The sequence below is a fragment of the Desulfuromonadales bacterium genome, assembly GCA_035620395.1.
Lineage (GTDB): Bacteria > Desulfobacterota > Desulfuromonadia > Desulfuromonadales > DASPGW01 > DASPGW01.
On record DASPGW010000182.1, the window covers coordinates 19372 to 40791 of the forward strand.

Sequence of the window (21420 nt, forward strand, 5' to 3'; positions counted from 1 at the left end):
CTTCGGCCCTTTGTTGCGCAAAACGACAATTTGCGGCGAGTCAGGTGCACGAACACCGCACAAACACTAACTTTTATCCAGCATGATTGCCGATTGCCACCAGACCATTATTGCCCCGGCCACCCCTCCCGGCGAGGGAGGGGTGGGTATCATACGCCTTTCCGGAAGGCTGGCCGAACCCGCCCTCCTTCGCTTTTTTCATCCTTCAAGACGGCCCTCTACCCTTGCTTCGCATCGCCTGTATCACGGCCATGTCTGTAGCCTTGCGGGTGAATTGATCGATGAGGTGCTGGCGGTGGTCATGCGCGCACCCCACTCGTTCACTCGAGAGGATGTGGCAGAGATCCATTGCCACGGTGGACCCGTCGTAACGAAGCGCGTTCTCGACCTCTTTCTGGGAAACGGCGATGTGCGGCTAGCCCGACCCGGTGAATTCACCCTGCGAGCCTTTCTTAATGGTCGCCTCGATTTGACTCAGGCGGAAGCCGTCATCGATGTTATTCGTTCCCGTTCGGAGGCTGCCTGTAGCGTAGCGATGCGCCAACTGGACGGGCGTCTGTCTCATGCAATTCACCAGTTTCGCAGCGAGTTGGCCGATTTGCTCGCCTTCCTTGAAGCCCACATTGACTTCCCCGAAGAGGACATAGATCTGCCCGGCCAGAGACGTCTGGTGGCAGATGGTCGCGACGTGCTGAACCGGATGGATCTTCTGCTGGCCACCTTCGATGAGGGGCGGGCCCTGCGGGAGGGCCTTTCGGTGCTGATCCTTGGACGTCCGAATGTCGGGAAAAGTTCTTTGTTGAATGCCCTTCTCGGCGAGGCGCGTGCGATCGTTACCGATGTCCCTGGCACCACTCGCGACACGATCGAGGAGTCACTGTCGCTCGGTGGACTTCCCTTGCGGTTGATCGATACGGCAGGCATTCGTGACACGGTTGATCCGGTTGAAGCTGAAGGGGTTCGGCGGGCACAGAGCAAGGTCGCCTCGGCCGACCTGATCCTGCTGGTTGTCGATGGCAGCGAGAACATCCGGGACGAGGATCTTTTGGCACTAAAGGCGTGCAAGGGATCCCGTCTTATTCTGGTCGTCAGCAAGCGGGATCTGCCTGCGGTTCCACTGCCCGAGCCGTTCGCTTCGCTCCCTTCAGTTCGGCTGTCAGCACGTACGGGAGAGGGCCTGTCGGAGTTGACTCAGCGCATCATCGCTTTGTTTTCCACCACCACTTCTCGCGAGGGGCAGGAGTCCGTTCTGCTCTCCGACCGTCGGCATCGAGATGCGCTGTTGCGAGCTCGGCGAGCGCTTGGCCATTTTTGTTCCGAAGCCCAAGCCACCACTTCTCTCGAGTTTCTGGCGATCGACCTGCATGAGGCATTGCAGGCTTTGGGGGAGATTACCGGCGAAACCACCCCCGACGACATACTCGACCGGATATTCTCTCGTTTCTGTATAGGCAAGTGAGGGCTGTTTCACGTGAAACAAATCGTCAATGTTCTGATTTTGTTGGTATTTGGACGTTTTGAGCGGTTTGGCCGTGGCAGATTGCCAGGCGTGGAGAGATGATGTCGACCTATGGGAAAGAATATCAGGTAATCGTGGTTGGAGCCGGGCATGCAGGCTGCGAGGCGGCTTTGGCTGCAGCACGCATGGGTTGCAGGACGCTGCTGTTGAATCTTAGTCTCGACGCGGTGGCCCAGATGTCGTGTAATCCGGCCATTGGTGGTTTGGCCAAGGGGCACCTGGTAAAAGAGATTGACGCCCTGGGTGGTGAGATGGCGAGAAATATAGATGCCACCGGAATCCAGTTCCGCATGCTCAATACAAAGAAGGGGCCAGCGGTGCATGCCTCCCGTGCCCAGGCTGACCGCCGCCGCTACGCGGAACGTATGAAGCGGGTCGTCGAGGGACAACCCCTGCTAGACCTTAAGCAGGGAGCTGTTGCCAGGCTGCTGTTGCAGGGAAACCGTGTCGCTGGTGTCGAAACCAGAGAGGGAATTGTTTTTCGCGGGCAGACGGTTGTCCTGACCACCGGGACCTTCATGCGCGGTCTTATCCATATCGGGCTGCATCACTATCCGGGCGGCAGGGCGGGTGAGCCCCCTTCGGAGGGTCTCTCCGACCACCTGCGGGCACTCGGTTTTAGGGTGGGCAGGCTGAAAACGGGAACCCCTGCCCGTCTTGATGCGCGCAGTATCGACTTCAGCCGCCTCGAGCCACAGTACGGAGATACCCCTCCCCGCCCCTTTTCTTTTCTCACTGACGAAATTGTGGAGCGACAGGTCCCTTGTCATATAACCTGGACAAATGGTCGGACACACGAATTTATTCGTGGCGGCCTGGATCGCTCGCCTCTCTACAGTGGAGTCATTGAAGGGGTCGGACCGCGATATTGCCCCTCCATAGAGGACAAGGTGGTTCGTTTTCCGGAGAAGGAAAAGCACCAGATATTTCTCGAACCCGAGGGTCTGGCGAGCATGGAGGTCTACCCCAATGGTGTCTCCACCTCTCTGCCGCCTGATGTTCAACTGGCTTTCCTGAGGACGATCGAAGGGTTGGAGCAGGTGGAGGTCATGCGTCCCGGCTACGCCATCGAGTATGACTACGTCGATCCAATCCAGTTGACCCCAACCCTGGAAACCAAGGAAGTTGAAGGCCTTTTTCATGCCGGGCAGATCAACGGCACCTCGGGCTACGAGGAGGCCGCCGCCCAGGGGCTGTTGGCCGGGATCAATGCGGCCCTGCGGGTGCGGGGCGATGAGCCTCTGGTGTTACGTCGTGACCAGGCATATATCGGCGTGTTGATTGATGACCTGATCAATCTCGGGACCAGCGAGCCCTATCGCATGTTCACCTCCAGGGCAGAGTATCGTCTGCTGCTGCGGGAAGATAACGCCGATCAGCGACTTACCGGCATTGGCTATCGGCTGGGCTTGGCGACGGAAGCGCGCTGGTTGCAGTACGAAAGGAAGATGGAGCTGTTGGAGAGGGGACGAGAGCGCCTAAGCCATGTTCGGTTGGCGCCCTCGGACCGGCCGGCGTTGTCGCAACTCGGCCTGGACGAACTGAAAAATGGGGCATCCCTGGAAGAGTTGCTGCGGCGTCCGGAAATTACGATCGATGCGCTCCTTTTTCTCGATCCGGAGCTTTCCGGACTCCCTCCCGAGGCTCTCGAGCAGTTGGAGATCGGCATCAAATACGCCGGCTATATCGAGCGGCAATTGGAGCAGGTAGAACGCTCTCGCCGGACCGAGGAGGTGGCGATCCCGGCCGCCTTCGATTACGATGCAGTCAGTGGTTTCTCCATTGAGGTGCGTGATAAGCTGAAGAAGGTGCGGCCTCTTACCCTCGGCCAGGCCGCCCGGATTCCTGGTGTGACGCCGGCCGCTATTGGCATTCTGGCCGTCCAGTTGCGCCGGAGGCGAGATGGAGTCTCTTGAACATCTCGTCCGCCAGCTCCGGCCGCTCTCCCTTGAGGTGCCTTTGGGCGCCCACGAAAAGCTGCTGCGCCTGCTCGATGAGTTGCTGCGCTGGAACCGTACCCACAATCTGACCGCCATTACCGATCCGGTCGAGGGAATAGAAAAGCATCTGGTCGATTCCCTCACCCCGCTGCAGTTGCTGGCCGGCAACGAGCGATTGCTTGATCTCGGCTCGGGCGGCGGTTTTCCCGGCCTACCGCTGAAGATCGCCCGACCCGGCTTATCCATCGTCTCTGTCGACTCGGTGGCCAAGAAAATCAACTTCCAGCGCCACGCCGCCCGCCTGCTCGGTCTGCGGGGATTCGAGCCGCTGCATGCCCGGGCCGAATCCCTGCCGAAGCGCCCCGGGTACGCCGGCGGCTTCGATGTGGTCGTTTCGCGTGCCTTTGCTTCTCTCCCTGCCTTTGCCGCCCTGGCCCTTCCCTGTCTGCAGCCGGGGGGGAGAATCCTGGCGATGAAGGGGGCGGAAGGTGAGAGGGAGCTGGCCGAAGCGGAAAGCGAATTGGCGGAGCTCGGACTGTTATGCACCGAACTGCGACAGTTGCGACTGCCAGCCTCGGGGGCGCTGCGCTGCCTGCTGGTTTTACGGCGTCGCTAGCCAGTCCAGCACAAGATGTTGGGGGGCGTGGGAGACGGCGACACCAGATGTCCAAGAGCCCTCAACCAGCGAGGTTTCGGCGCCTTTTTCCTTTTCTGGCAAGGGGGTTTGTGGTACTCTTTTCGCCCCGGAGCAGCACGCAAGGAGATAAGGTATGGCGCAGATCATCGCCGTTGCCAATCAAAAGGGTGGAGTGGGAAAGACGACCACGTCAGTGAACCTGGCGGCGTCTCTGGCAGCTGCAGAGAAGCGAACCCTTTTGGTCGACATGGATCCCCAGGCCAATGCCTGCAGCGGCATCGGTCTCAACAAGAGCACCCAGGAGCGGACGGTCTACAATGCGTTGCTCGGGGAAGAGTCGGCTCGGGACGTACTGGTTCACACCTCTCTGCAGCATCTGGACGTCCTTCCCTCCAACACCGACCTGATCGGCGCCGAGATCGAACTGGTGACAGCCTTCTCCCGGGAGCGAAAGCTGCTGGGGGTTCTGGAGCCGCTGCGCGACGACTACGACTTCATTGTCATCGACTGCCCGCCATCCCTGGGCCTGCTTACCGTAAATGCGCTGACCGCTGCCGACTCGGTGCTGGTCCCCCTGCAGTGCGAGTTCTACGCCATGGAGGGGTTGAGCCAGTTGATGAACACCATCCGCCTCATCCAGAAAGAGCTCAACCCGCGACTGAAGATCCACGGCATCCTGTTGACCATGTTCGATTCCCGCAATAATCTGTCGCATCAGGTCAGCGAGGAGATTCGCCGGCATTTCACCGACCAAGTATTTACCACGGTCATCCCCCGTAATGTTCGCCTCTCCGAGGCACCGAGTCACGGACTCCCCGTCCTGCTCTACGACATCAGTTCGCGCGGGGCAACGGCCTATCTCGAACTGGCGAAGGAAATCATCGACCTAAGGTAGCAAACCATGAGCAAACGACCTTCCCTTGGAAAGGGGATCGGTGCCCTCCTCAGCTCGGCAACCCAGGAAGGGGGACGGAAGTATTTTCTCTGTCCTATCGAGGAGTTGCGGCCGCACAGCAACCAGCCGCGGAAGACCTTCAACGATGAGAAGATGGCAGAGTTGGTCGCTTCGATTCGCGAAAAGGGCATCATCCAGCCCTTGGTGGTCCGCCGTCACGGAGATCACTACCAGATCATCGCCGGCGAGCGGCGCTGGCGAGCCTCGCAGAAGGCGGGCCTGCGCGAGGTTCCGGTGGTCATCCAGGATGTTTCGGAAGACTGGGCCCTTGAGCTGGCGTTGATCGAAAACATCCAACGCGAAGATCTCAACGCTATCGAGGAGGCCGAAGCTTACCGCAATCTCATCGACGTCTTCGACCTCTCCCAGGATGAGGTGGCCAAGCGGGTTGGCAAGGACCGTTCCACCGTCGCCAATGCCCTGCGTCTTCTTCGGCTTCCGGGAAAAGTTCGCGACGATGTCGTTACGGCCCTTCTCTCCATGGGCCACGCCCGTGCCCTGCTTGCTCTGGAAACTGACGAGGATATTCTCGAGGCCAGGACGCAGGTTGTGCAGAAGCGTTTGTCCGTACGGGAGACCGAGGCTCTGGTTAAAAAGATCAAGAGCTTCGGCCGCAGCGCTCCGAAGATGAAGGGTAAAAGCGAGGCCGACCCCGAACTGGTGCACCTGGCCGGGGAACTTAAAAGAGCCCTGGGTACCCAGGTCAAGATTTCCGCCCGCGGAAAAGGCGGAAAAATAGAGATTTCCTATTACTCTCCCCAGGATCTTGATCGGCTCCTGGACGTTCTGGGCATTTCCTGAGACTTGGTGACAAATTGAGAGGTGATCGATTCCATGTTTGAGAGGAAGGACAAGGTTGGCATGCGTAAAGAAACGCCGATAGAAAAGAGCGACATCAAGGCCTTTCTCGGGCCAGGGAGCCAATTTGAGGGGAAACTGCTGTTCGATGAAATAGTTCGGTTGGACGGCACTTTTCGTGGCGAGGTGACCTCACGTGATACGCTAATCGTCGGCGAAACAGCTGACCTTCAAGCCGAGGTCACCGTTGGCACCCTTATCCTGAGTGGCCGCTTCAAAGGTAATATCAAGGCGACGCGAAAGGTGGAGCTGCGAGCGCCGGCCCAACTGGAAGGGAATATTGAAACTCCCGTGCTGGTTGTTGAAGAGGGGGTCCTGCTCAACAGCAATATCTGCATGAAGCTCGAAGTAACAGCTCCGGGTGAGGAAGAGAAGGCGAAAGTCCATTCCGTCAAGAAGTGAATCAGGCGGCACGGTTTGGTCAAAGTGTGTCCAAAAAAAACAAAAGAATCTTGACATTCGGCGGGGGGTGTGATAGCAATTCCCTGTTTTGCCCGCCGCCAAGGGCACATTTTAATCTTCGGAAAATATGTATACAGTATACGCATCCGGAAGTCAGGTTGCGGAACGTTTGTAGCGCTTTCAACGAGGTGTGGCAGTGATTAAGATCGATTGGACAATACTACTGCAAGCGGCCAACTTCATGGTGCTGATGCTGGTCCTCAACATCATCCTTTACCGGCCTCTGCGCGACCTTTTGAATCGGCGCCGCGAGAGTGTTAACGGTGCCCACAGCCGGGCCCGTGAGCTGGAGGCACAGATTGCCGAGAAGATGAACCGTTACCAGGAGCAACTGCAGCAGGCCAAACTCAAGGGAAACGAGGAGAAGGCAGCCCTGCGTGCCGCCGCCGCCCGGGAGGAGGCCGAACTGCTGGCAACAGCCCATCACAGTGGCAGCGAGCAGCTGCAGACCATCAAAAAAAGGGTGCAGGCGGAAGCGGCGGCGGCTCGGATGTCGCTCAAGGTCGAAACCGAGGCTCTTGCCGCTCACGTTGCCACCAAGGTTCTGGGGAGGGCCCTTTAATGCGTTTCGATAAGGGGATTACCATGAAAAAAGGGACCGTCATCGCCGTCGCGACCCTGATGCTGGCCGCTTGGGCCACTGTCGCCCTGGCAGCATCCGGAGGCGATGGACATCATGTCGACAGCGGTGTTCTGTTGAAGGACTTTATCTGGCGCTGTCTGAGTTTCGGTGTCACCCTGGGCCTCCTGATCTATTTCGTTAGAAAGCCGATCCGCCAAGGCCTGGCCGGTCGCCGCGACGCCATCGAGAAGGCTTTGCGTGAAGCTGAAGCGGCCAAAGCCGAGGCCGAGGCCAAGTTTGCCGAGTACGACCGCAAGTTGAGCAAGGCTGCGGCAGAGATCGAGGAGATTCAGGCCGCACTTCGTCGGGAGGGCGAAATGGAGCGAGAACGAACTCTCGCCAACGCCCGGGAGATGGCCGAGAAGATCAAGAAGGAAGCCGAAAAATCCGCCGCCAACGAGGTCGCCAAGGCCCGCGCCGAGCTCCGTCAGGAAGCGGCCCGGATGGCAATTGCCATGGCAGAGGATCTGTTGAAGAATAATTTTACCAGTGACGACCAGAAACGTCTGGTGAGTGAATACCTGCAGAAGGTGGGAGAACTACATTGAGCAGCAGCGCGATATCCAGGAGGTACGCTAAGGCCCTGGTCGACCTGGGCGCCGAGCAGAAAATGGTGGAGCAGTACGGCGATGAGTTGGCCCAGGTGAGTTCCACCTTTGCCGCACAAAGCGCCTTGCGGCTCATTCTCGAGAGCCCCACATTCCCGGCGGAGAAAAAAACGGCCATTATGGCCGACCTGACTGAGAAGATGCAGCTCTCCGGCGGCATGAAAAGTTTCCTCGAGCTCCTGCTGGCAAAGGACCGTATCCAGTATCTGGCGCAAATCGAAGGAAACTATCGCCATTTCGCCGATGAGCTTTCGGGCATTCTCCGGGCGCGGATCATCTCGGCGGCCGAATTGGATGCCGGTCAGTGCGCGACCATCCGCGCCAGCCTGGAAAAACAGAGCGGCAAGAAGGTCGAGCTGAAGGTGGATCTCGATCCTTCCCTGATCGGCGGCGTTCAGGTCGAGATCGGCGGGAAGGTCTTTGACGGCAGTGTGAAAACCCAGCTGAAACGGATTGAAGATACCTTAAAGAAGGGGTGACAAGTTCTCATGGAAATCAGAGCAGAAGAAATCAGCGCGATCATCAAGAAACAGATCGAGAATTTCGGTCGCGAAGTTGAAGTCAGCGAAACGGGCACCATCATCTCCGTCGGCGACGGCATTGCCCGCATCCATGGCCTGGACAAGGCGATGGCCGGTGAGCTGCTGGAATTCCCGGGCGGTATCATGGGGATGGTTCTCAACCTTGAAGAGGACAACGTTGGTGCCGCCATTCTCGGCGAAGCCCACCACATCAAGGAAGGCGACACCGTCAAACGCACCGAACGCATCGTCCAGGTGCCTGTCGGTGAGGCGCTGATCGGCCGGGTCGTCGACGGAATCGGCATTCCCATCGACGGCCAGGGGGAGATCGCTTCCAAGGAATTTCGCCAGGTCGAGATCAAGGCCCCGGGCATCGTCGCCCGCAAGTCGGTGCACGAGCCGATGCAGACCGGCCTCAAAGCGATCGACGCCATGGTCCCCATCGGCCGCGGCCAGCGCGAGCTGATCATCGGCGACCGCCAGACCGGCAAAACCGCCGTCGCCACCGATACCATCATCAACCAGAAGGGGCAGAATGTCATCTGCATCTACGTCGCGATCGGCCAGAAGCGCTCCACGGTCGCGCAGGTGGTTGACAAGCTCAAGCAGTTCGGCGCCATGGACTACACCATCGTCGTCGCTGCGACCGCCTCGGACCCCGCTCCGCTGCAGTTCATCGCTCCCTACACCGGCGTCACCATGGGCGAGTTTTTCCGCGACAGCGGCAAGCACGCCCTGATCATCTACGACGACCTCTCCAAGCAGGCCGTCGCCTACCGGCAGCTTTCGCTGCTGCTGCGCCGTCCGCCCGGACGCGAGGCCTACCCCGGCGACGTTTTCTACCTGCACAGCCGCCTGCTCGAACGCGCCGCCAAGCTCAACGACGAGATGGGCGCCGGCAGCCTCACAGCCCTGCCGATCATCGAGACCCAGGCTGGCGACGTTTCGGCCTACATCCCGACCAACGTCATCTCCATCACCGACGGGCAGATCTTCCTCGAGACCGACCTCTTTTACTCCGGGGTGCGCCCGGCTATTAACGTCGGCCTCTCGGTTTCCCGCGTCGGCGGCAGTGCCCAGATCAAGGCGATGAAGCAGGTCGCCGGCACCCTGCGCCTGGCCCTCGCCCAGTACCGCGAGATGGCTGCCTTCGCCCAGTTCGGCTCCGACCTCGACGCCGCCACTCAGCGCCAGCTCAACCGCGGTGCCAGACTGGTGGAGATCCTCAAGCAGCCGCAATACAAGCCGATGCCGGTCGAGAAGCAGGTTCTGGTCGTCTACGCCGCCAACAACGGTTATGTCGATGCCTATCCCGTCAGCGCCGTAAAGCGCTTCGAGACCGAGCTTCTCTCTTTCATGGAGAGCAAGCATGGCCAGCTGCTCGGCGACCTGAAAGCAAAGAAGGCCATTGACGCCGAGCTCGAGGGGCGCATCAAGTCCGCCCTGGAGGAGTTCAAGGGCCAGTTCGTGGCTTAATCAAACGCAAGCAGAGGGTTTGGACAGATGCCAAGTCTGAAGGATATAAAAAAGCGGATCGGGTCGGTCAAAAACACCCGACAGATCACCAAGGCGATGAAAATGGTTTCCGCCGCCAAGCTTCGGCGGGCCCAGGATGCCGTGGTGGCCGCGCGGCCGTACGCCAACAAGATGCTGGAGGTTCTCTCCAGCCTCGCTTTGCGCGAAGAGCCGGGTGCGCACGCGCTGCTCACGCAGCGCGGCAAGGGGCGGGCGTTGGTCCTGTTGCTGACCGCCGATCGTGGCCTCTGTGGTGGCTTCAACGGCAACGTCTCCAAGGCCGCTGAGCGCTTCATCCGTGCCAACGCCGAGGGCTATGAGAGCTACGACTTGATGATCGTTGGCCGCAAAGGGCGCGACTACCTCAGAACGCGTCCGGGCATGAATATCACCAAGGTTTACGAAAACATCACCAGCGGCATTTCCTACAGCACGGCCGCGCTGCTTGGGCAGGAGATCGTCGACGGGTACATCGCCGAGAAATACGATGCAGTCTATTTCATCTATAATGCCTTTCGCAGTGCCATCTCACAGGATGTGACCATTGACAAGCTCTTGCCGATCGTCCCCAAACAGGTCGAAGAGGGAGCCCACGTGGCCGAATATCTGTACGAGCCGAGCCGCAGTGAGGTGCTTGCGCAGATCCTGCCCAAGCATGTGGAAGTGCAGATCTTCCGCGGTCTGCTCGAGTCGGTGGCCTCGGAACACGGCGCGCGGATGAGTTCCATGGACAGCGCGAGCAAGAATGCCTCGGAGATGATCGGCAAGCTGACCTTGCAGTATAACCGGGCCCGCCAGGCCGCCATCACGAAAGAGCTGATGGAAATCATTTCCGGCGCCGAATCTATCAAGTAATTCAGCAAATAGCGATTTACACCTGAAGCGGGTGGAAAAAGGAGGAACGGTACATCATGAATAAAGGAAAGATCACGCAGGTCATCGGGCCCGTCGTCGATGTGGAGTTCGAGGCCGGTAAGCTCCCAGAGATTTACCACGCTCTCAAGATTACCAATCCCGCCTTGGGTGAGGGTGAAGGTAACCTGGTCGTTGAAGTTGCCCAGCACCTTGGGGAGAACACGGTCCGCGCCATCGCCATGGACTCCACCGACGGCTTGGTTCGCGGTCAGGAAGTCATCGACACCGGCAAGCAGATCGTCATGCCGGTCGGCCGCAAGACCCTGGGACGCATTCTCAATGTAGTCGGCCAGCCGGTCGACGAGATGGGTCCGGTCGGTGCCGAGCTTGAGTGGGAAATTCACCGCCCCACGCCCGAGTTTGTCGAGCAGTCGACCAAGGTCGAGGCGTTTGAAACCGGCATTAAGGTCGTCGACCTCCTCGCCCCCTACGCCCGTGGCGGCAAGATCGGCCTCTTCGGCGGCGCCGGCGTCGGCAAGACGGTTCTGATCATGGAACTGATCCACAACATTGCCAAGCAGCACGGCGGCTTCTCGGTCTTTGCCGGAGTCGGCGAGCGGACCCGTGAGGGGAACGACCTCTGGCATGAGATGAAGGACTCCGGAGTTCTCGATAAGGCCGCTCTTATCTACGGCCAGATGAATGAGCCGCCGGGCGCCCGTGCCCGCGTCGCCCTTTCCGCGCTAACGGTTGCGGAATATTTCCGCGACGAGGAAGGCCAGGACGTGCTCCTCTTCGTCGACAACATCTTCCGGTTCACCCAGGCAGGTTCCGAGGTATCGGCTCTACTCGGCCGCATCCCCTCCGCCGTCGGTTACCAGCCGACCCTCTCTACCGAAATGGGCGAGTTGCAGGAGCGCATCACTACCACCAACAAGGGCTCGATCACCTCGGTGCAGGCGATCTACGTGCCGGCCGACGACCTGACCGACCCGGCGCCTGCGACGGCCTTCGCCCATCTCGACGCCACCACGGTTCTTTCGCGGCAGATTGCCGAGCTCGGGATCTACCCGGCCGTCGACCCCCTCGACTCCACCAGCCGTATTCTCGATCCTCAGGTGGTTGGCGAGGAGCACTACAAGATCGCCCGTGATGTGCAGTACGTCCTGCAGCGTTACAAAGACCTGCAGGACATCATCGCCATTCTCGGCATGGACGAACTCTCCGAAGAGGACAAGCTGGTCGTCGCCCGTGCTCGCAAGATTCAACGCTTCCTCTCCCAGCCGTTCCACGTGGCCGAAGTTTTCACTGGCTCTCCCGGCAAATATGTCGAGCTCAAGGACACCATCCGCGGTTTCCGGGAAATCGTCGAAGGCAAGTACGACGACATCCCCGAGCAGGCTTTCTATATGGTGGGGACCATCGACGAGGCACTGGAGAAGGCCAAGAAGCTGGCGGCCTAATCAAAAAACCGGCATAAGGTAAAGGGTCTATGGCAAAAGGACAACCTTTAGCCCTTTGCCCTTGGCCCTTAGCCAGAGGTGTTATAAATGGCAGAAAAACTCAGACTGGACATGGTCACCCCCTACAAGCAGGTCCTTTCTCAGGATGTAGATGAAGTCACTGCGCCCGGTACCGTCGGGGAGTTTGGAATCCTGCCGGGCCATACGCCGCTCTTGACCACGCTGAAGATCGGTGAACTGAGCTATCGTCAGGGTTCTGAAACCTTCCACGTGGCTGTCAACTGGGGCTACGTAGAAGTGGAGGAGGACAAGGTGACGGTCCTGGTAGAGACCGCCGAGCCGGCTGACGAGATCGACCTGGAGCGTGCCAAAGCGGCACTCGGCAGGGCGGAAGAGGCCCTCAGAAAACTGTCGCCGGAGGACAAGGATTTTCTGGCCCAGCAGGCAGCCGTCGAGCGTGCCATGATTCGCATCCAGGTGGCGGGCCGGCGTGTGCAGCGCGGGCACTAGTAGATACACTGCTCACTCAAGAAATAAAGAAAGGCGGCCTGCTGGGCCGCCTTTCTTTATTTGGATGGCACAGCTGATGTCCGCTCAGCTTCGCGCTCCTGAAGAATCTGCGGCATCTTCTCTTGCACGAATTGCAGATGATCCATCATCGCCTGCCGGGCCTGCTCCGGGTTGCGGTCGCTGATTGCCTCGAAAATCGACCTGTGTTGGGCAAGCAGAGCCTCCAGATAGCCTTCGCGCCGGTAGAATTCGGTCAGGGCCAGTTCGATAGTGGCGTGAAACAGGCCGCGGATGGTGTCGAGCACATGCAGTTGCAGAGTGTTATGGGTCGCCGTGGTGATGGTGTAATGAAATTGGGCGTCCACCTTGGGATCCCAGCCGCCGCGGGCAGCCTGGCGTTCCATTTCCTTGAGCAGTTTGGCCAAGGTGTCAATTTCCTCTTGGGTGGCACGGCTTGCGGCCAGAAAAGCAGCCCAGCTCTCGATACCCATGCGCACTTCGACCAAAGCCTGCAAGAGGAGGGGATCTTTCTCCACCATGGTCGTCAGGGGGTCGGCCAAAACGGTCTCGGTCAGCGAGCGGACGTAGGTGCCCCCCCCTTGCCGTGATTCGAGCAGCCCCATGGCTTCAAGAACCATAATTGCTTCACGGACGGACGGACGGCTGACCCCAAGCAGCGTAGCCAGATCGCGCTCCGAGGGGATACGCTCACCGGGTTTGAGTTGGCCCTTGGAAATGAGGACCTTGATTTGCTCGACAATCTCCTCGGAGATTTTCTTGGGGCGAATCGGTTTGAATACTATGGTCATGCCATTTCTCCGAATGGGCTATTGGTATGGCCAATTTCTAGCATGGACGGCGGTAAAGGTCAAGAGGGGGACGGAGGGAAATCCGCACTAGCTGCGGGCATAAGATGGGGGCAGAGGCCACTCATCGAGCGCAACAGCGCTTCCTGACTGTGTGCCTCAAGCGCCATCGTCGGCTGCTGCGGCAGAGTGGAAACCAGGGAGAACAGAGAGGCAAAATCTATCCTCCCTTCTCCCACCGGAAGGTGCTCATCGTACTTGCCAAAGTTATCGTGCAGATGCAGGTGCGAGAGGCGTGGGCCGAGAGCGGCAAACCACTCGGCCAGAGAAACTTCGGCGAAAAGGTGCCAATGGCCGATGTCGAAGCAGTGCCCCAACAGCGGGGAGTCTAGGCTGTCGAGCAGGGTGACCAGGGTTTCGGCTCTGGCCTCGAATACATTCTCAAGGACCATCCTGCAGCCGGCTTGCGCGGCCTGCTCAAGCAGGGGGGGCCAGAAAAGCTGACTCTGTTCCAGCCAGAGATGGTCCTGGCCACCATATTTCCAGGAATCATAGCCGGGATGGAAGACTAGCAGTCGGGCTCCAAGAGCCTGGGCCGCATTGATGCTCTGTGCAAAACGGTGTCGGGTTGCCGCGAAAACCAGAGGCTCCAGGGCTCCGGGGTTGAGATCCATGAACGGTGCGTGAACAGTGCAGGCGAGGCCGGCAGCCGCCAGCTGGCGGCCGGTATGGCGCAAGGAATCCCAAGACAGTTGGTCAAGGTCTGAACCCTTGAAGGCGATTTCAGGCTGCAGCCGATGCTCGAGCAAAAAGGGAACAGTGGCCTCGAGTTGTCGGTACGGCACATGGACATGCAGAAGCTTGCATCGACTGGCGAGCTCGTTTACCAAAGGCATCTCCTGGATTCAGGATTGGCTATTCCTCCGCCGGAGGGGCGAAAGATTTTTGCAGACCGGGCAAGGTGCCGCCGATGGCGGGTGCCGCAAAAAGGGCGCCCAAATAATGCACGATGGATGTGTTTTGACTCATAAACAGTCGGCCGCACGAGTCTGCTCAGGATATCGGTGAAACTAGGAAAAGACAAGGAGATATAATGAGTTGGGGTCTTTTCCGTAAGGAGAAAAGGCTTGACATTGCATGTATACAGTATACAATAAATACTGTATACAGTCTACATTAGACATGTCAATGGAGACCCCAGTGAGAAGAAAACCGATCGAAAGACACCAAACGCTGCGGGAAAAGATCCTGGAGACGATTCGCGAGGCGATCCTCAAAGGGGCACTCAAGCCCGGAGAGAAAGTGGCGGAACCGGAACTTGCCGAACGCTTCGGCATCAGTCGGACGCCGATCCGGGAAGCTTTCCGACAGCTCGAATCGGAAGGGTATTTGACCGTAATCCCGCGCAAGGGTGCTGTGGTCACTTCCCTCTCCGAACGTGACGTGGCGGAATTCTATTCCATCAAGAGCATCCTTGAGGGTTATGCCGCGCGCATTGCTACGGAGAGGCTGAGCGACAAGGAGATCGAACGCCTGGAGGCGATCAACGACAGGCTGGAGCAGTTGGCCCGGGAAGGGGACGTCAAGACCTTCTTTCGCGTTCACAACGAGTTTCACGAGCTCTTCATAAAAGCCGCTGGTAACGAAAAGCTCTATGAACTGATCAGCCATCTGATGATGAAGTTCAACAGGCCCCGGATGGCTTCTCTTTCCCTGCCGGGCAGGATGGAGATCTCCGTACAGGAACACCGCAAGATCATCGAGGCCTTCAAGGGCAAGGACGGAGAGAAGGCCGACAATCTGGTGCGCAAGACTGCCGCCTACGGTGGCCAGGTCCTGATCCAGAGCATTGCCCAGGAAGAAGGCAGACGTGTGGAAAAATCGATACTGCAAAGGGTGGTTGATGTCTGAAAAGGCCGCCCCGCGTCCTCCTGGCCCGTCCCGCAAGGACGGGCTTTATTTTTTCGGGGAAAAGGGGATGGCGAACGGCAATTGCCGGGGGCGGCACCCTCCGCTAGACTCGTAGTGAAAGGACCGAACGTCATGCTCTGGATGCTGCTGGCAATGCTCACCGCCGTTTCTGAATCGGCCAAGGACATTCTGAGCAAACAGCATCTTCATCAGGCGGACGAGTACCTGGTCGCCTGGTCCTGGCGCTGCTTCGCACTCCCCTTCCTGCTGCCGCCGTTTCTCATCCTCTCCCTACCGCCACTCGGCAGGGAATTCTGGCAGGCGTTGCTGATCAGCGGCGGGCTGAATGTCGTGGCCACCGTCCTCTACATGAAGGCAATCAAGGCCTCGGACCTCTCGCTGACTGTGCCGATGGTCGCCTTTTCTCCGCTTTTTCTGTTGCTGACCTCCCCCCTGCTGCTCGGCGAAGCGCCCGGTCTTGGCGGGGTTGCCGGGGTTTTGCTCATTGTCACCGGCGCCTATCGACTCAAGGCCGGCGAGAGCAAAGCGGGTTTGCTGGCGCCGTTGCGGGCTCTGCTGGCGGAGCGCGGACCACGCCTGATGCTTCTGGTGGCCCTCATCTGGAGTGTTTCGGCCAACTTCGACAAGATTGGCGTTCGTAATTCCTCACCTCTGCTGTGGGCGGCGGCGCTCAATCTGTTCATCGCCGCTGCCCTTCTGCCGTTGGTGCTCCATCGCCGGCGAGGGAAAAAGTTGCTGCCGGACGGCCTCAAAGGGCTGATCCTCATTGGCACGGCCGGAGGTCTGGGTTCGATCTGCCAGATGAACGCAATTATCCTCACTCAGGTTTCCTACGTAATTGCCGTCAAGCGGACGAGCATACTCATGAGCGGCCTGTGGGGGCACCTGCGTCTGGGTGAGACCGGTCTTCGGGAGAGAGCGCCGGCGGCCCTTTTAATGGTGGCAGGGGTCGCTCTGCTGACGATCGGTTAGGTGAGGCGCCAGTTCTTGATTCGAGAACCCGGATGTGCCATAGTGCGGCGTTGCAAGCAGATTGTTCCCGATGTTGCGCTTTATCCAGATTCCCGGAGGTCCCCATGAAAAAGTTGCTTTTTCTGTTCTTGCTTTCCTGCCTGCTCGTTGCCCCGGCCGCGGCGACATCCCTCGACCTGGGCCTCAACGACTTCAGTGTCCAGTTGCAATTCGCACATCCGCTGCACGCGGACGACTACGGCACGGTCCAGGCCGAAGGGCGGCTGCTCTATAATGACCGCGAGGAGACCAGGGTCGCCTCTGCCGGCCTGATGTTCATCGGTGAACCGGGAAACGTTCCGGGCCTCAATCTTGGCATCGGCGGACAGCTTTACGGCGGCCGCACCGACGAAAGACAAGATCTGCTGGCCCTGGGGGTCGGCGGCCGGCTGGCCTACGCGCCGCCAGTGCTGGGCGGGGTCGGAGTCAGCGGCAAACTCTTCTACGCGCCGCAGATTCTCGCCGGCCTCGATGCCGATCGGCTGCTGGAGACCGGGGTCCGGCTCAGCTACGCCGTCACGCCCATGGTCCGGGTCTATGGTGAATATCAGAACCTGCGCAGCGATTTCGAGGACCGGGGCAACTGGACCATCGACGAGGGGGTGCGGATCGGTTTCGAAGCCAGCTTCTGATCGGCCTGCGGCGGCACGAAGGAAAAGGGGCGCAATCGTTAAAGAATGCGCCCTTTTTTGTTGCCGCCGGGCTGAACCTTCAGGAGCGAAGTCGGTAGCCCTTGCCGATCAGCAGTGCCGCCCAGCCAAAAAGTCCCAGCGCCAGCAGGGCGCCGATGCCGAAGGCGGTGGTGAGAGGGAGGTCGCCGACGCCGAGAATGGCGTGCCGAAAGCCATCGATCAGATAGAAGAGCGGGTTAAGGTGAGAGAGGCCAGCCCAAAGTGGCGGCAGAATGGAAATCGGATAAAAGACCCCGCCCAGGTATATGAGCGGCAGCAGAATGAAGTTGGAGTACATCGAGAGGGAATCGAAGTTGCTGGCATATATGGCGGCGATCAGGCCGAACTGAGCGAAGAGGAAGCTCGCCAGGGCGGCCATGCCGATGGCCGCAGGCGGGTGTACCCATGGCAGTTCGGCGAAAAAGAGCGAGATTACCCAGACCGCCACGCCGACCAACAGACCCCGCGTCATCGCCGCGAGGGTGTAGGCGAGGATGAACTGGGCCGGAGTGACCGGCGTCACCAACAGGTCGACAATGTTCCCCATGTAGCGGGACATGAAGAGCGATGAGGAGGTGTTGGCGAAGGCATTGTTGATCACCCCCATCAGGATCAGCCCGGGGATGACGAACTGGGCGTAGCTGAAGCCGGGCAGGACGCTGATGCGCTCGCCCAGGGTTGCACCGAAGACGAACAGGTAGAGCGAGGCGGTAATGATCGGCGTCAGCAGCGTCTGTGAGGCAACCCGCCAGAAGCGGCGCACCTCCTTCTGCAGCAGGGTGACGAAGGGAAGCCAAGGGGTGAAATGGCGCTGCTCGCTCATCGCTCCCCTTCCCTCTCCCGCCGGCCGATGCCGGTGAGCTTGAGAAAGACCTCTTCGAGCCCGGCGCGCCGGGTTTCGATATCGGCCACCGCTATACCCTGGCTGCAGAGCAGGCCGAGCACTTCACCGGCATCCGGTCCGCCGTTCATCGGGACCTCCAGGCGGCTGCCGCTGCCGGCAAGGCGGGCTCCGCAGCGCTCCAGCCCTGGCGGCAACGACGCCAGGGGCTGGCGCAGCTCGACCAGCAGGGTGCGGCCGCCGAGGCGTTCGAGCAGGGCAACTGTCGGCTCCAGGGCGACCAGGTCGCCGTGATTCATGATGGCGATGCGCCCGCACATCTGCTCGGCCTCCTCCAGGTAATGGGTGGTCAGCAGAATGGTCGTCCCTTGTATATTGATTTCACGCACAAAGTCCCATAGCGTGTGGCGCAGTTCGACATCGACCCCGGCGGTCGGTTCGTCGAGGATGAGCAGCGGCGGCCTGTGAATCAACGCCTTGGCAATCATGAAGCGCCGTTTCAGGCCGCCCGAGAGCTTGATCATGATCTTGTGCAGATGCGGACCCAGACCGAGGCGTTCGATCAGTTGCCGGCGCCAGGCAGGGTCGTCGGGTACTCCGTAGTAACCGCTGTGGAAGCGCAGAGTCTGATCGATGGTGAAGAAATTGTCGATGACCAACTCCTGGTGCATGACTCCGATGAGACGGCGGGTGAGGCGGTAATCGCGCCGGTTGTCGTGGCCGAAGACCTCGATGCTGCCGCAGTCGATGCGGGTCACACCTGCCACCATGTTGATGGTCGTGCTCTTGCCGGCCCCATTGGGCCCGAGCAGGCCGAAAATCTCCCCAGGCTCGATGGCGAAGGAGATGTTCCGGACAGCGGGGATGCCATCGTAGGCTTTCGACAGGTTCTGCAGGCTAAGGGCCGGAATCATCGGCTGCACCATACTCCGGGACGGCTAAGCGTTTTCAGGTGTCGGACGGACGGGCTGGAGCTTTTTTAAAAGCATACCCGATGACGGTCCGAACGTCAGCGGAGACGGTGAAGCGAACTTTTTGCCTTCAAGCAGGATGGGATATTTTCGTCAACAAGCCGGCGGATAGACAGATCGCCGTCCGCAGAAGGAGTCGAGGAGATGGCCAAACCCGACCGCATCACCACCGGCACCGGCGACAGCGGGATAACGAGCCTTGCCGATGGCTCGCGGGTGCCTAAAACCAGCCCGCGGGTCGCCGCCAGCGGCACTGTCGACGAACTTAACAGCCTGCTCGGGGTGGTGCGCGTCGAGGGAGCGTCCGCCGACATCGACACCGAACTCGCGCGCATCCAGAACGACCTCTTCGTCCTCGGCGCCGACCTCTCCACCCCGTTCGGAGGAGCCGGAAAGGAGCAGACCCCCCGACTGCGCAATGAGCAGGTGCGTTGTATCGAGGAGCTGATCGAGGCCGGCACCGCTCGCCTCGCCCCGGCCGCGAGCTTCGTCCTGCCTGGAGGTAGCCGCGCGGCCGCCTTCCTGCACCTCGCCCGCACTGTCGCCCGCCGCGCCGAGCGCGAGGTGGCGGTTCTGCTCGATGCGGACTCCGCGGGGCGCCCTGAGGGCACGCCGCCGGTCAATCCACTCTGCCTCAAATACCTCAACCGCCTCTCCGACCTTCTCTTCGTCTGGGCGCGCCGCTGCAACGACGACGGCCGCGCCGACGTCCTCTGGCAACCGTACCCAGAGCGATAGGATTTTTCTGCATAAGGCAACAGAGGCCCGGACGGTAACGCCGTCCGGGCCTCTGAGGTCCACTGCAAGCGAAGTTACTCGGAAGCTGGAGACTCTTCCCCGGCTGTTTCCTCCTCCGCCTTCTTCTTGCCGAAGAATCGTGCCAGGACGATGCCGACCTCGTAGAGAAGGATAAAGGGTATGGCCAGGGAAACCTGGGAGATGACGTCGGGGCCGGGGGTGACGATGGCGGCGAAGATGAAGGCGACGATGACCATGTACTTGCGGTTTCGCTTCAGCCACAGGTGGTCGATCACCCCCATGCGGGCGAGGATGAGGATAACAATGGGGACCTCGGCGATCAGGCCGAAGGCGAGGAGCATAAGGGCCGCCAGGGAAAGATAGCTGCCCATCGAGAGCATGGCGTTGACGTCGGAGGCGCCAATGCCGAATTTGATCAACATGGCGAAGATGGTCGGGAAGATGTAAGTGAAGCCGAAGTAGGATCCGGCGCCGAAACAGAGGCAACTGGCACTCACAAAGGAGATAGCGAAGCGCTTTTCGTGGGTGTAGAGGCCGGGAGCGACAAAGGCCCAGAACTGCCAGAGGATCACGGGTAGCGAAACGATCAGCGCTGCCAGCGCGGCGATCTTCATGTAGGTAAAGAAAGGCTCGGTAGCGGTGATGAAAACCAGAGAACTCCCCGCGGGCAGCGCAGCACGTACCGGCTCGGAAATGTAGCGGAAAAGGGGCTCGGCGAAGGCGTAGCAGGCAAAAAAAGCAACCAGCCACGCGCCGCCGGCGATCATCAGGCGCTTGCGCAGTTCTTCGAGATGGGTGGTGAAGGGAAGTTGCTCATCCGGCATGGGACGGGTCCTTCTCCTCAGCTTCGGCCTTGGCTGGCGGCTCCTGCGCGGCTGGCTCCGCCTTGCCGGTGGTGCCCTCAACGTAGGGGTTGGCAACCGGTGCTACCCCTGGAGCGCGGATCTTCCCTTCCTTGAGCAGCTTGTCACGCGCTTCGGTTGTGCGCACTTCCTCGTTGAAAGAGCTCTTCATCTCGTCGGTGGCGCGCTTGAATTCGGCCAGCCCCCGGCCGAGAGCCTTGGCGATATCGGGGAGTTTTTTCGGGCCAATGACGATTAGGGCCAGGGCCAGGATTAGCAGCAGCTCGGGCATTCCGATTCCGAACATAAAAATTGTCCTCTGCCGGGAAAAAGGGTAAATTGAAAGTGCGCTGAGCATAGCCCTCTTCCCTGCGCCCTGTCAAGGGGCCAGCTTGAGCTGATAAAGGTTTGACATGTAAGGGGTTTTAAACTAGCATGCAGCGCAAACCGCAGCTGGAAAGGGTGGACTGATGTATACGGCAAGAGAGGAAGAAATCAAGCAGGAAATCCGCCGCTTGGCCCGGGAGCGCAACGCCCTGCTGCTGGCTCACAACTACCAGCGCGATGAGATACAGGAAATTGCCGATATCACCGGCGACTCCCTCGGCCTCTCCCAGGAAGCAGCGCGCACCGCGTGTGAGGTCATCGTCTTCTGCGGCGTGCATTTCATGGCCGAAAGCGCGGCTATTCTCGCTCCGGAGAAGCTTGTTCTGCTGCCGCGCCTCGATGCCGGCTGCCCCATGGCCGACATGGTCACCCCCGAGGGACTGCGGCAGATGAAGGCGCAGCATCCCGGGGCACCGGTCGTCACCTACGTCAATTCGAGCGCTGATGTCAAGGCTGAGAGCGACATTTGCTGCACCAGCGCCAACGCCGTACGGGTGGTCAACTCTCTCGAGGCCGACGAAGTCATCCTGGTTCCGGACCGCAACCTCGGTCGCTACATCGCCAGTCATACCGACAAGACCTGCCATCTCTGGGAAGGATACTGCCCGACGCACGACCGTCTGCTGGTCGCCGATGTGGAGCGGGCACTGGCCGAGCACCCTGACGCCCTCTTCATGGCCCATCCCGAGTGTCCGCCGGAGATTCTCGCCCTGGCGCACCACATCTGCTCCACCA

General features: G+C 59.9%; 24 protein-coding genes. 18 read left to right on the forward strand and 6 right to left on the reverse strand.

The window, feature by feature from the left end:
* Positions 1–82: 82 nt before the first annotated feature.
* The 13 genes from mnmE to VD811_09775 all read left to right on the forward strand — a co-directional run bounded on the left by mnmE (position 83) and on the right by VD811_09775 (position 12465).
* On the forward strand, positions 83–1459 hold the full coding sequence (gene mnmE / locus VD811_09715; GenBank protein HXV21246.1) for a tRNA uridine-5-carboxymethylaminomethyl(34) synthesis GTPase MnmE: 1377 nt from the start codon (positions 83–85) through the stop codon (positions 1457–1459).
* A 98-nt stretch (positions 1460–1557) separates the two neighbouring features.
* Positions 1558–3435, forward strand: coding sequence for a tRNA uridine-5-carboxymethylaminomethyl(34) synthesis enzyme MnmG (gene mnmG, locus VD811_09720; GenBank protein HXV21247.1), 1878 nt, complete (start codon positions 1558–1560; stop codon positions 3433–3435).
* Positions 3422–4075, forward strand: a complete 654-nt coding sequence (gene rsmG, locus VD811_09725) for a 16S rRNA (guanine(527)-N(7))-methyltransferase RsmG (GenBank protein HXV21248.1) — start codon at positions 3422–3424, stop codon at positions 4073–4075. The genes mnmG and rsmG overlap by 14 nt, the downstream gene beginning before the upstream one ends.
* Positions 4076–4229: 154 nt before the next feature.
* Positions 4230–4991, forward strand: a complete 762-nt coding sequence (locus VD811_09730; protein HXV21249.1) for an AAA family ATPase — start codon at positions 4230–4232, stop codon at positions 4989–4991.
* 6 nt (positions 4992–4997) lie between these two features.
* On the forward strand, positions 4998–5852 hold the full coding sequence (locus VD811_09735) for a ParB/RepB/Spo0J family partition protein (protein ID HXV21250.1): 855 nt from the start codon (positions 4998–5000) through the stop codon (positions 5850–5852).
* Positions 5853–5912: 60 nt separating this feature from the next.
* Positions 5913–6311, forward strand: coding sequence for a polymer-forming cytoskeletal protein (locus VD811_09740; GenBank protein HXV21251.1), 399 nt, complete (start codon positions 5913–5915; stop codon positions 6309–6311).
* A gap of 196 nt (positions 6312–6507) precedes the next feature.
* On the forward strand, positions 6508–6933 hold the full coding sequence (locus VD811_09745; protein ID HXV21252.1) for an ATP synthase F0 subunit B: 426 nt from the start codon (positions 6508–6510) through the stop codon (positions 6931–6933).
* A 23-nt stretch (positions 6934–6956) separates the two neighbouring features.
* Positions 6957–7541 (forward strand): ATP synthase F0 subunit B, encoded by a 585-nt coding sequence (locus VD811_09750; GenBank protein ID HXV21253.1) that lies wholly within the window; start codon positions 6957–6959, stop codon positions 7539–7541.
* Positions 7538–8080, forward strand: a complete 543-nt coding sequence (gene atpH, locus VD811_09755; protein ID HXV21254.1) for an ATP synthase F1 subunit delta — start codon at positions 7538–7540, stop codon at positions 8078–8080. The genes VD811_09750 and atpH overlap by 4 nt, the downstream gene beginning before the upstream one ends.
* Before the next feature lie 9 nt (positions 8081–8089).
* Positions 8090–9598 (forward strand): F0F1 ATP synthase subunit alpha, encoded by a 1509-nt coding sequence (atpA, locus tag VD811_09760; protein HXV21255.1) that lies wholly within the window; start codon positions 8090–8092, stop codon positions 9596–9598.
* 27 nt (positions 9599–9625) lie between these two features.
* Entirely contained in the window at positions 9626–10492 is an 867-nt protein-coding gene (atpG, locus tag VD811_09765) for an ATP synthase F1 subunit gamma (GenBank protein HXV21256.1), read from the forward strand.
* A 56-nt stretch (positions 10493–10548) separates the two neighbouring features.
* Positions 10549–11955 (forward strand): F0F1 ATP synthase subunit beta, encoded by a 1407-nt coding sequence (atpD, locus tag VD811_09770; GenBank protein ID HXV21257.1) that lies wholly within the window; start codon positions 10549–10551, stop codon positions 11953–11955.
* An 87-nt stretch (positions 11956–12042) separates the two neighbouring features.
* A complete protein-coding gene (locus VD811_09775; GenBank protein HXV21258.1) occupies positions 12043–12465 on the forward strand; it encodes a F0F1 ATP synthase subunit epsilon in 423 nt (140 codons plus the stop codon).
* Between the two features lie 56 nt (positions 12466–12521).
* On the opposite strand, the gene VD811_09780 is transcribed toward VD811_09775, so the two are convergent.
* Together VD811_09780 and VD811_09785 are read right to left on the reverse strand one after the other, a co-directional pair.
* Positions 12522–13274: a FadR/GntR family transcriptional regulator gene (locus tag VD811_09780; GenBank protein ID HXV21259.1), complete on the reverse strand. Its 753-nt coding sequence runs from the start codon at positions 13272–13274 to the stop codon at positions 12522–12524.
* A 59-nt stretch (positions 13275–13333) separates the two neighbouring features.
* Complete coding sequence (locus VD811_09785; protein HXV21260.1) at positions 13334–14161, reverse strand: sugar phosphate isomerase/epimerase family protein; 828 nt, start codon at positions 14159–14161, stop codon at positions 13334–13336.
* A 310-nt stretch (positions 14162–14471) separates the two neighbouring features.
* On the opposite strand from VD811_09785, the gene VD811_09790 reads away from it, so the two are divergent.
* The 3 genes from VD811_09790 (at position 14472) to VD811_09800 (ending at position 16846) form a co-directional block, all read left to right on the forward strand.
* Positions 14472–15182, forward strand: coding sequence for a GntR family transcriptional regulator (locus VD811_09790; GenBank protein HXV21261.1), 711 nt, complete (start codon positions 14472–14474; stop codon positions 15180–15182).
* A 132-nt stretch (positions 15183–15314) separates the two neighbouring features.
* On the forward strand, positions 15315–16175 hold the full coding sequence (locus VD811_09795; GenBank protein ID HXV21262.1) for an EamA family transporter: 861 nt from the start codon (positions 15315–15317) through the stop codon (positions 16173–16175).
* A 104-nt stretch (positions 16176–16279) separates the two neighbouring features.
* Positions 16280–16846 (forward strand): YfaZ family outer membrane protein, encoded by a 567-nt coding sequence (locus tag VD811_09800; GenBank protein ID HXV21263.1) that lies wholly within the window; start codon positions 16280–16282, stop codon positions 16844–16846.
* 79 nt (positions 16847–16925) lie between these two features.
* On the opposite strand, the gene VD811_09805 is transcribed toward VD811_09800, so the two are convergent.
* Both VD811_09805 and VD811_09810 read right to left on the reverse strand, forming a co-directional pair.
* Complete coding sequence (locus tag VD811_09805) at positions 16926–17708, reverse strand: ABC transporter permease (GenBank protein ID HXV21264.1); 783 nt, start codon at positions 17706–17708, stop codon at positions 16926–16928.
* On the reverse strand, positions 17705–18640 hold the full coding sequence (locus tag VD811_09810) for an ABC transporter ATP-binding protein (protein ID HXV21265.1): 936 nt from the start codon (positions 18638–18640) through the stop codon (positions 17705–17707). The genes VD811_09805 and VD811_09810 overlap by 4 nt, the downstream gene beginning before the upstream one ends.
* Positions 18641–18841: 201 nt before the next feature.
* Between VD811_09810 and VD811_09815 the strand changes: the two genes are divergently transcribed.
* Positions 18842–19435 (forward strand): cob(I)yrinic acid a,c-diamide adenosyltransferase, encoded by a 594-nt coding sequence (locus VD811_09815; protein ID HXV21266.1) that lies wholly within the window; start codon positions 18842–18844, stop codon positions 19433–19435.
* 74 nt (positions 19436–19509) lie between these two features.
* Here the strand turns inward: VD811_09815 and tatC are convergent, their stop codons facing one another.
* Together tatC and VD811_09825 are read right to left on the reverse strand one after the other, a co-directional pair.
* Positions 19510–20280 (reverse strand): twin-arginine translocase subunit TatC, encoded by a 771-nt coding sequence (gene tatC, locus VD811_09820; GenBank protein ID HXV21267.1) that lies wholly within the window; start codon positions 20278–20280, stop codon positions 19510–19512.
* Positions 20270–20605: a twin-arginine translocase TatA/TatE family subunit gene (locus VD811_09825; GenBank protein HXV21268.1), complete on the reverse strand. Its 336-nt coding sequence runs from the start codon at positions 20603–20605 to the stop codon at positions 20270–20272. The genes tatC and VD811_09825 overlap by 11 nt, the downstream gene beginning before the upstream one ends.
* 163 nt (positions 20606–20768) lie before the next feature.
* On the opposite strand from VD811_09825, the gene nadA reads away from it, so the two are divergent.
* The coding region (nadA, locus tag VD811_09830) for a quinolinate synthase NadA (GenBank protein HXV21269.1) at positions 20769–21420 on the forward strand (652 nt) is incomplete at its 3' end.

Bases quoted from the DNA above. Each gene is read 5' to 3' on its own strand.
- VD811_09795 (HXV21262.1), top strand. From the start codon at position 15,315: ATGCTCTGGATGCTGCTGGCAATGCTCACCGCCGTTTCTGAATCGGCC.
- mnmG (HXV21247.1), top strand. From the start codon at position 1,558: ATGATGTCGACCTATGGGAAAGAATATCAGGTAATCGTGGTTGGAGCC.
- rsmG (HXV21248.1), top strand. From the start codon at position 3,422: ATGGAGTCTCTTGAACATCTCGTCCGCCAGCTCCGGCCGCTCTCCCTT.
- atpD (HXV21257.1), top strand. From the start codon at position 10,549: ATGAATAAAGGAAAGATCACGCAGGTCATCGGGCCCGTCGTCGATGTG.
- VD811_09800 (HXV21263.1), top strand. From the start codon at position 16,280: ATGAAAAAGTTGCTTTTTCTGTTCTTGCTTTCCTGCCTGCTCGTTGCC.
- VD811_09810 (HXV21265.1), bottom strand. From the start codon at position 18,640: ATGATTCCGGCCCTTAGCCTGCAGAACCTGTCGAAAGCCTACGATGGC.
- VD811_09825 (HXV21268.1), bottom strand. From the start codon at position 20,605: ATGTTCGGAATCGGAATGCCCGAGCTGCTGCTAATCCTGGCCCTGGCC.
- VD811_09815 (HXV21266.1), top strand. From the start codon at position 18,842: ATGGCCAAACCCGACCGCATCACCACCGGCACCGGCGACAGCGGGATA.
- tatC (HXV21267.1), bottom strand. From the start codon at position 20,280: ATGCCGGATGAGCAACTTCCCTTCACCACCCATCTCGAAGAACTGCGC.
- mnmE (HXV21246.1), top strand. From the start codon at position 83: ATGATTGCCGATTGCCACCAGACCATTATTGCCCCGGCCACCCCTCCC.
- VD811_09805 (HXV21264.1), bottom strand. From the start codon at position 17,708: ATGAGCGAGCAGCGCCATTTCACCCCTTGGCTTCCCTTCGTCACCCTG.
- VD811_09750 (HXV21253.1), top strand. From the start codon at position 6,957: ATGAAAAAAGGGACCGTCATCGCCGTCGCGACCCTGATGCTGGCCGCT.
- VD811_09775 (HXV21258.1), top strand. From the start codon at position 12,043: ATGGCAGAAAAACTCAGACTGGACATGGTCACCCCCTACAAGCAGGTC.
- VD811_09730 (HXV21249.1), top strand. From the start codon at position 4,230: ATGGCGCAGATCATCGCCGTTGCCAATCAAAAGGGTGGAGTGGGAAAG.
- atpA (HXV21255.1), top strand. From the start codon at position 8,090: ATGGAAATCAGAGCAGAAGAAATCAGCGCGATCATCAAGAAACAGATC.
- VD811_09780 (HXV21259.1), bottom strand. From the start codon at position 13,274: ATGACCATAGTATTCAAACCGATTCGCCCCAAGAAAATCTCCGAGGAG.
- VD811_09740 (HXV21251.1), top strand. From the start codon at position 5,913: ATGCGTAAAGAAACGCCGATAGAAAAGAGCGACATCAAGGCCTTTCTC.
- atpG (HXV21256.1), top strand. From the start codon at position 9,626: ATGCCAAGTCTGAAGGATATAAAAAAGCGGATCGGGTCGGTCAAAAAC.
- VD811_09735 (HXV21250.1), top strand. From the start codon at position 4,998: ATGAGCAAACGACCTTCCCTTGGAAAGGGGATCGGTGCCCTCCTCAGC.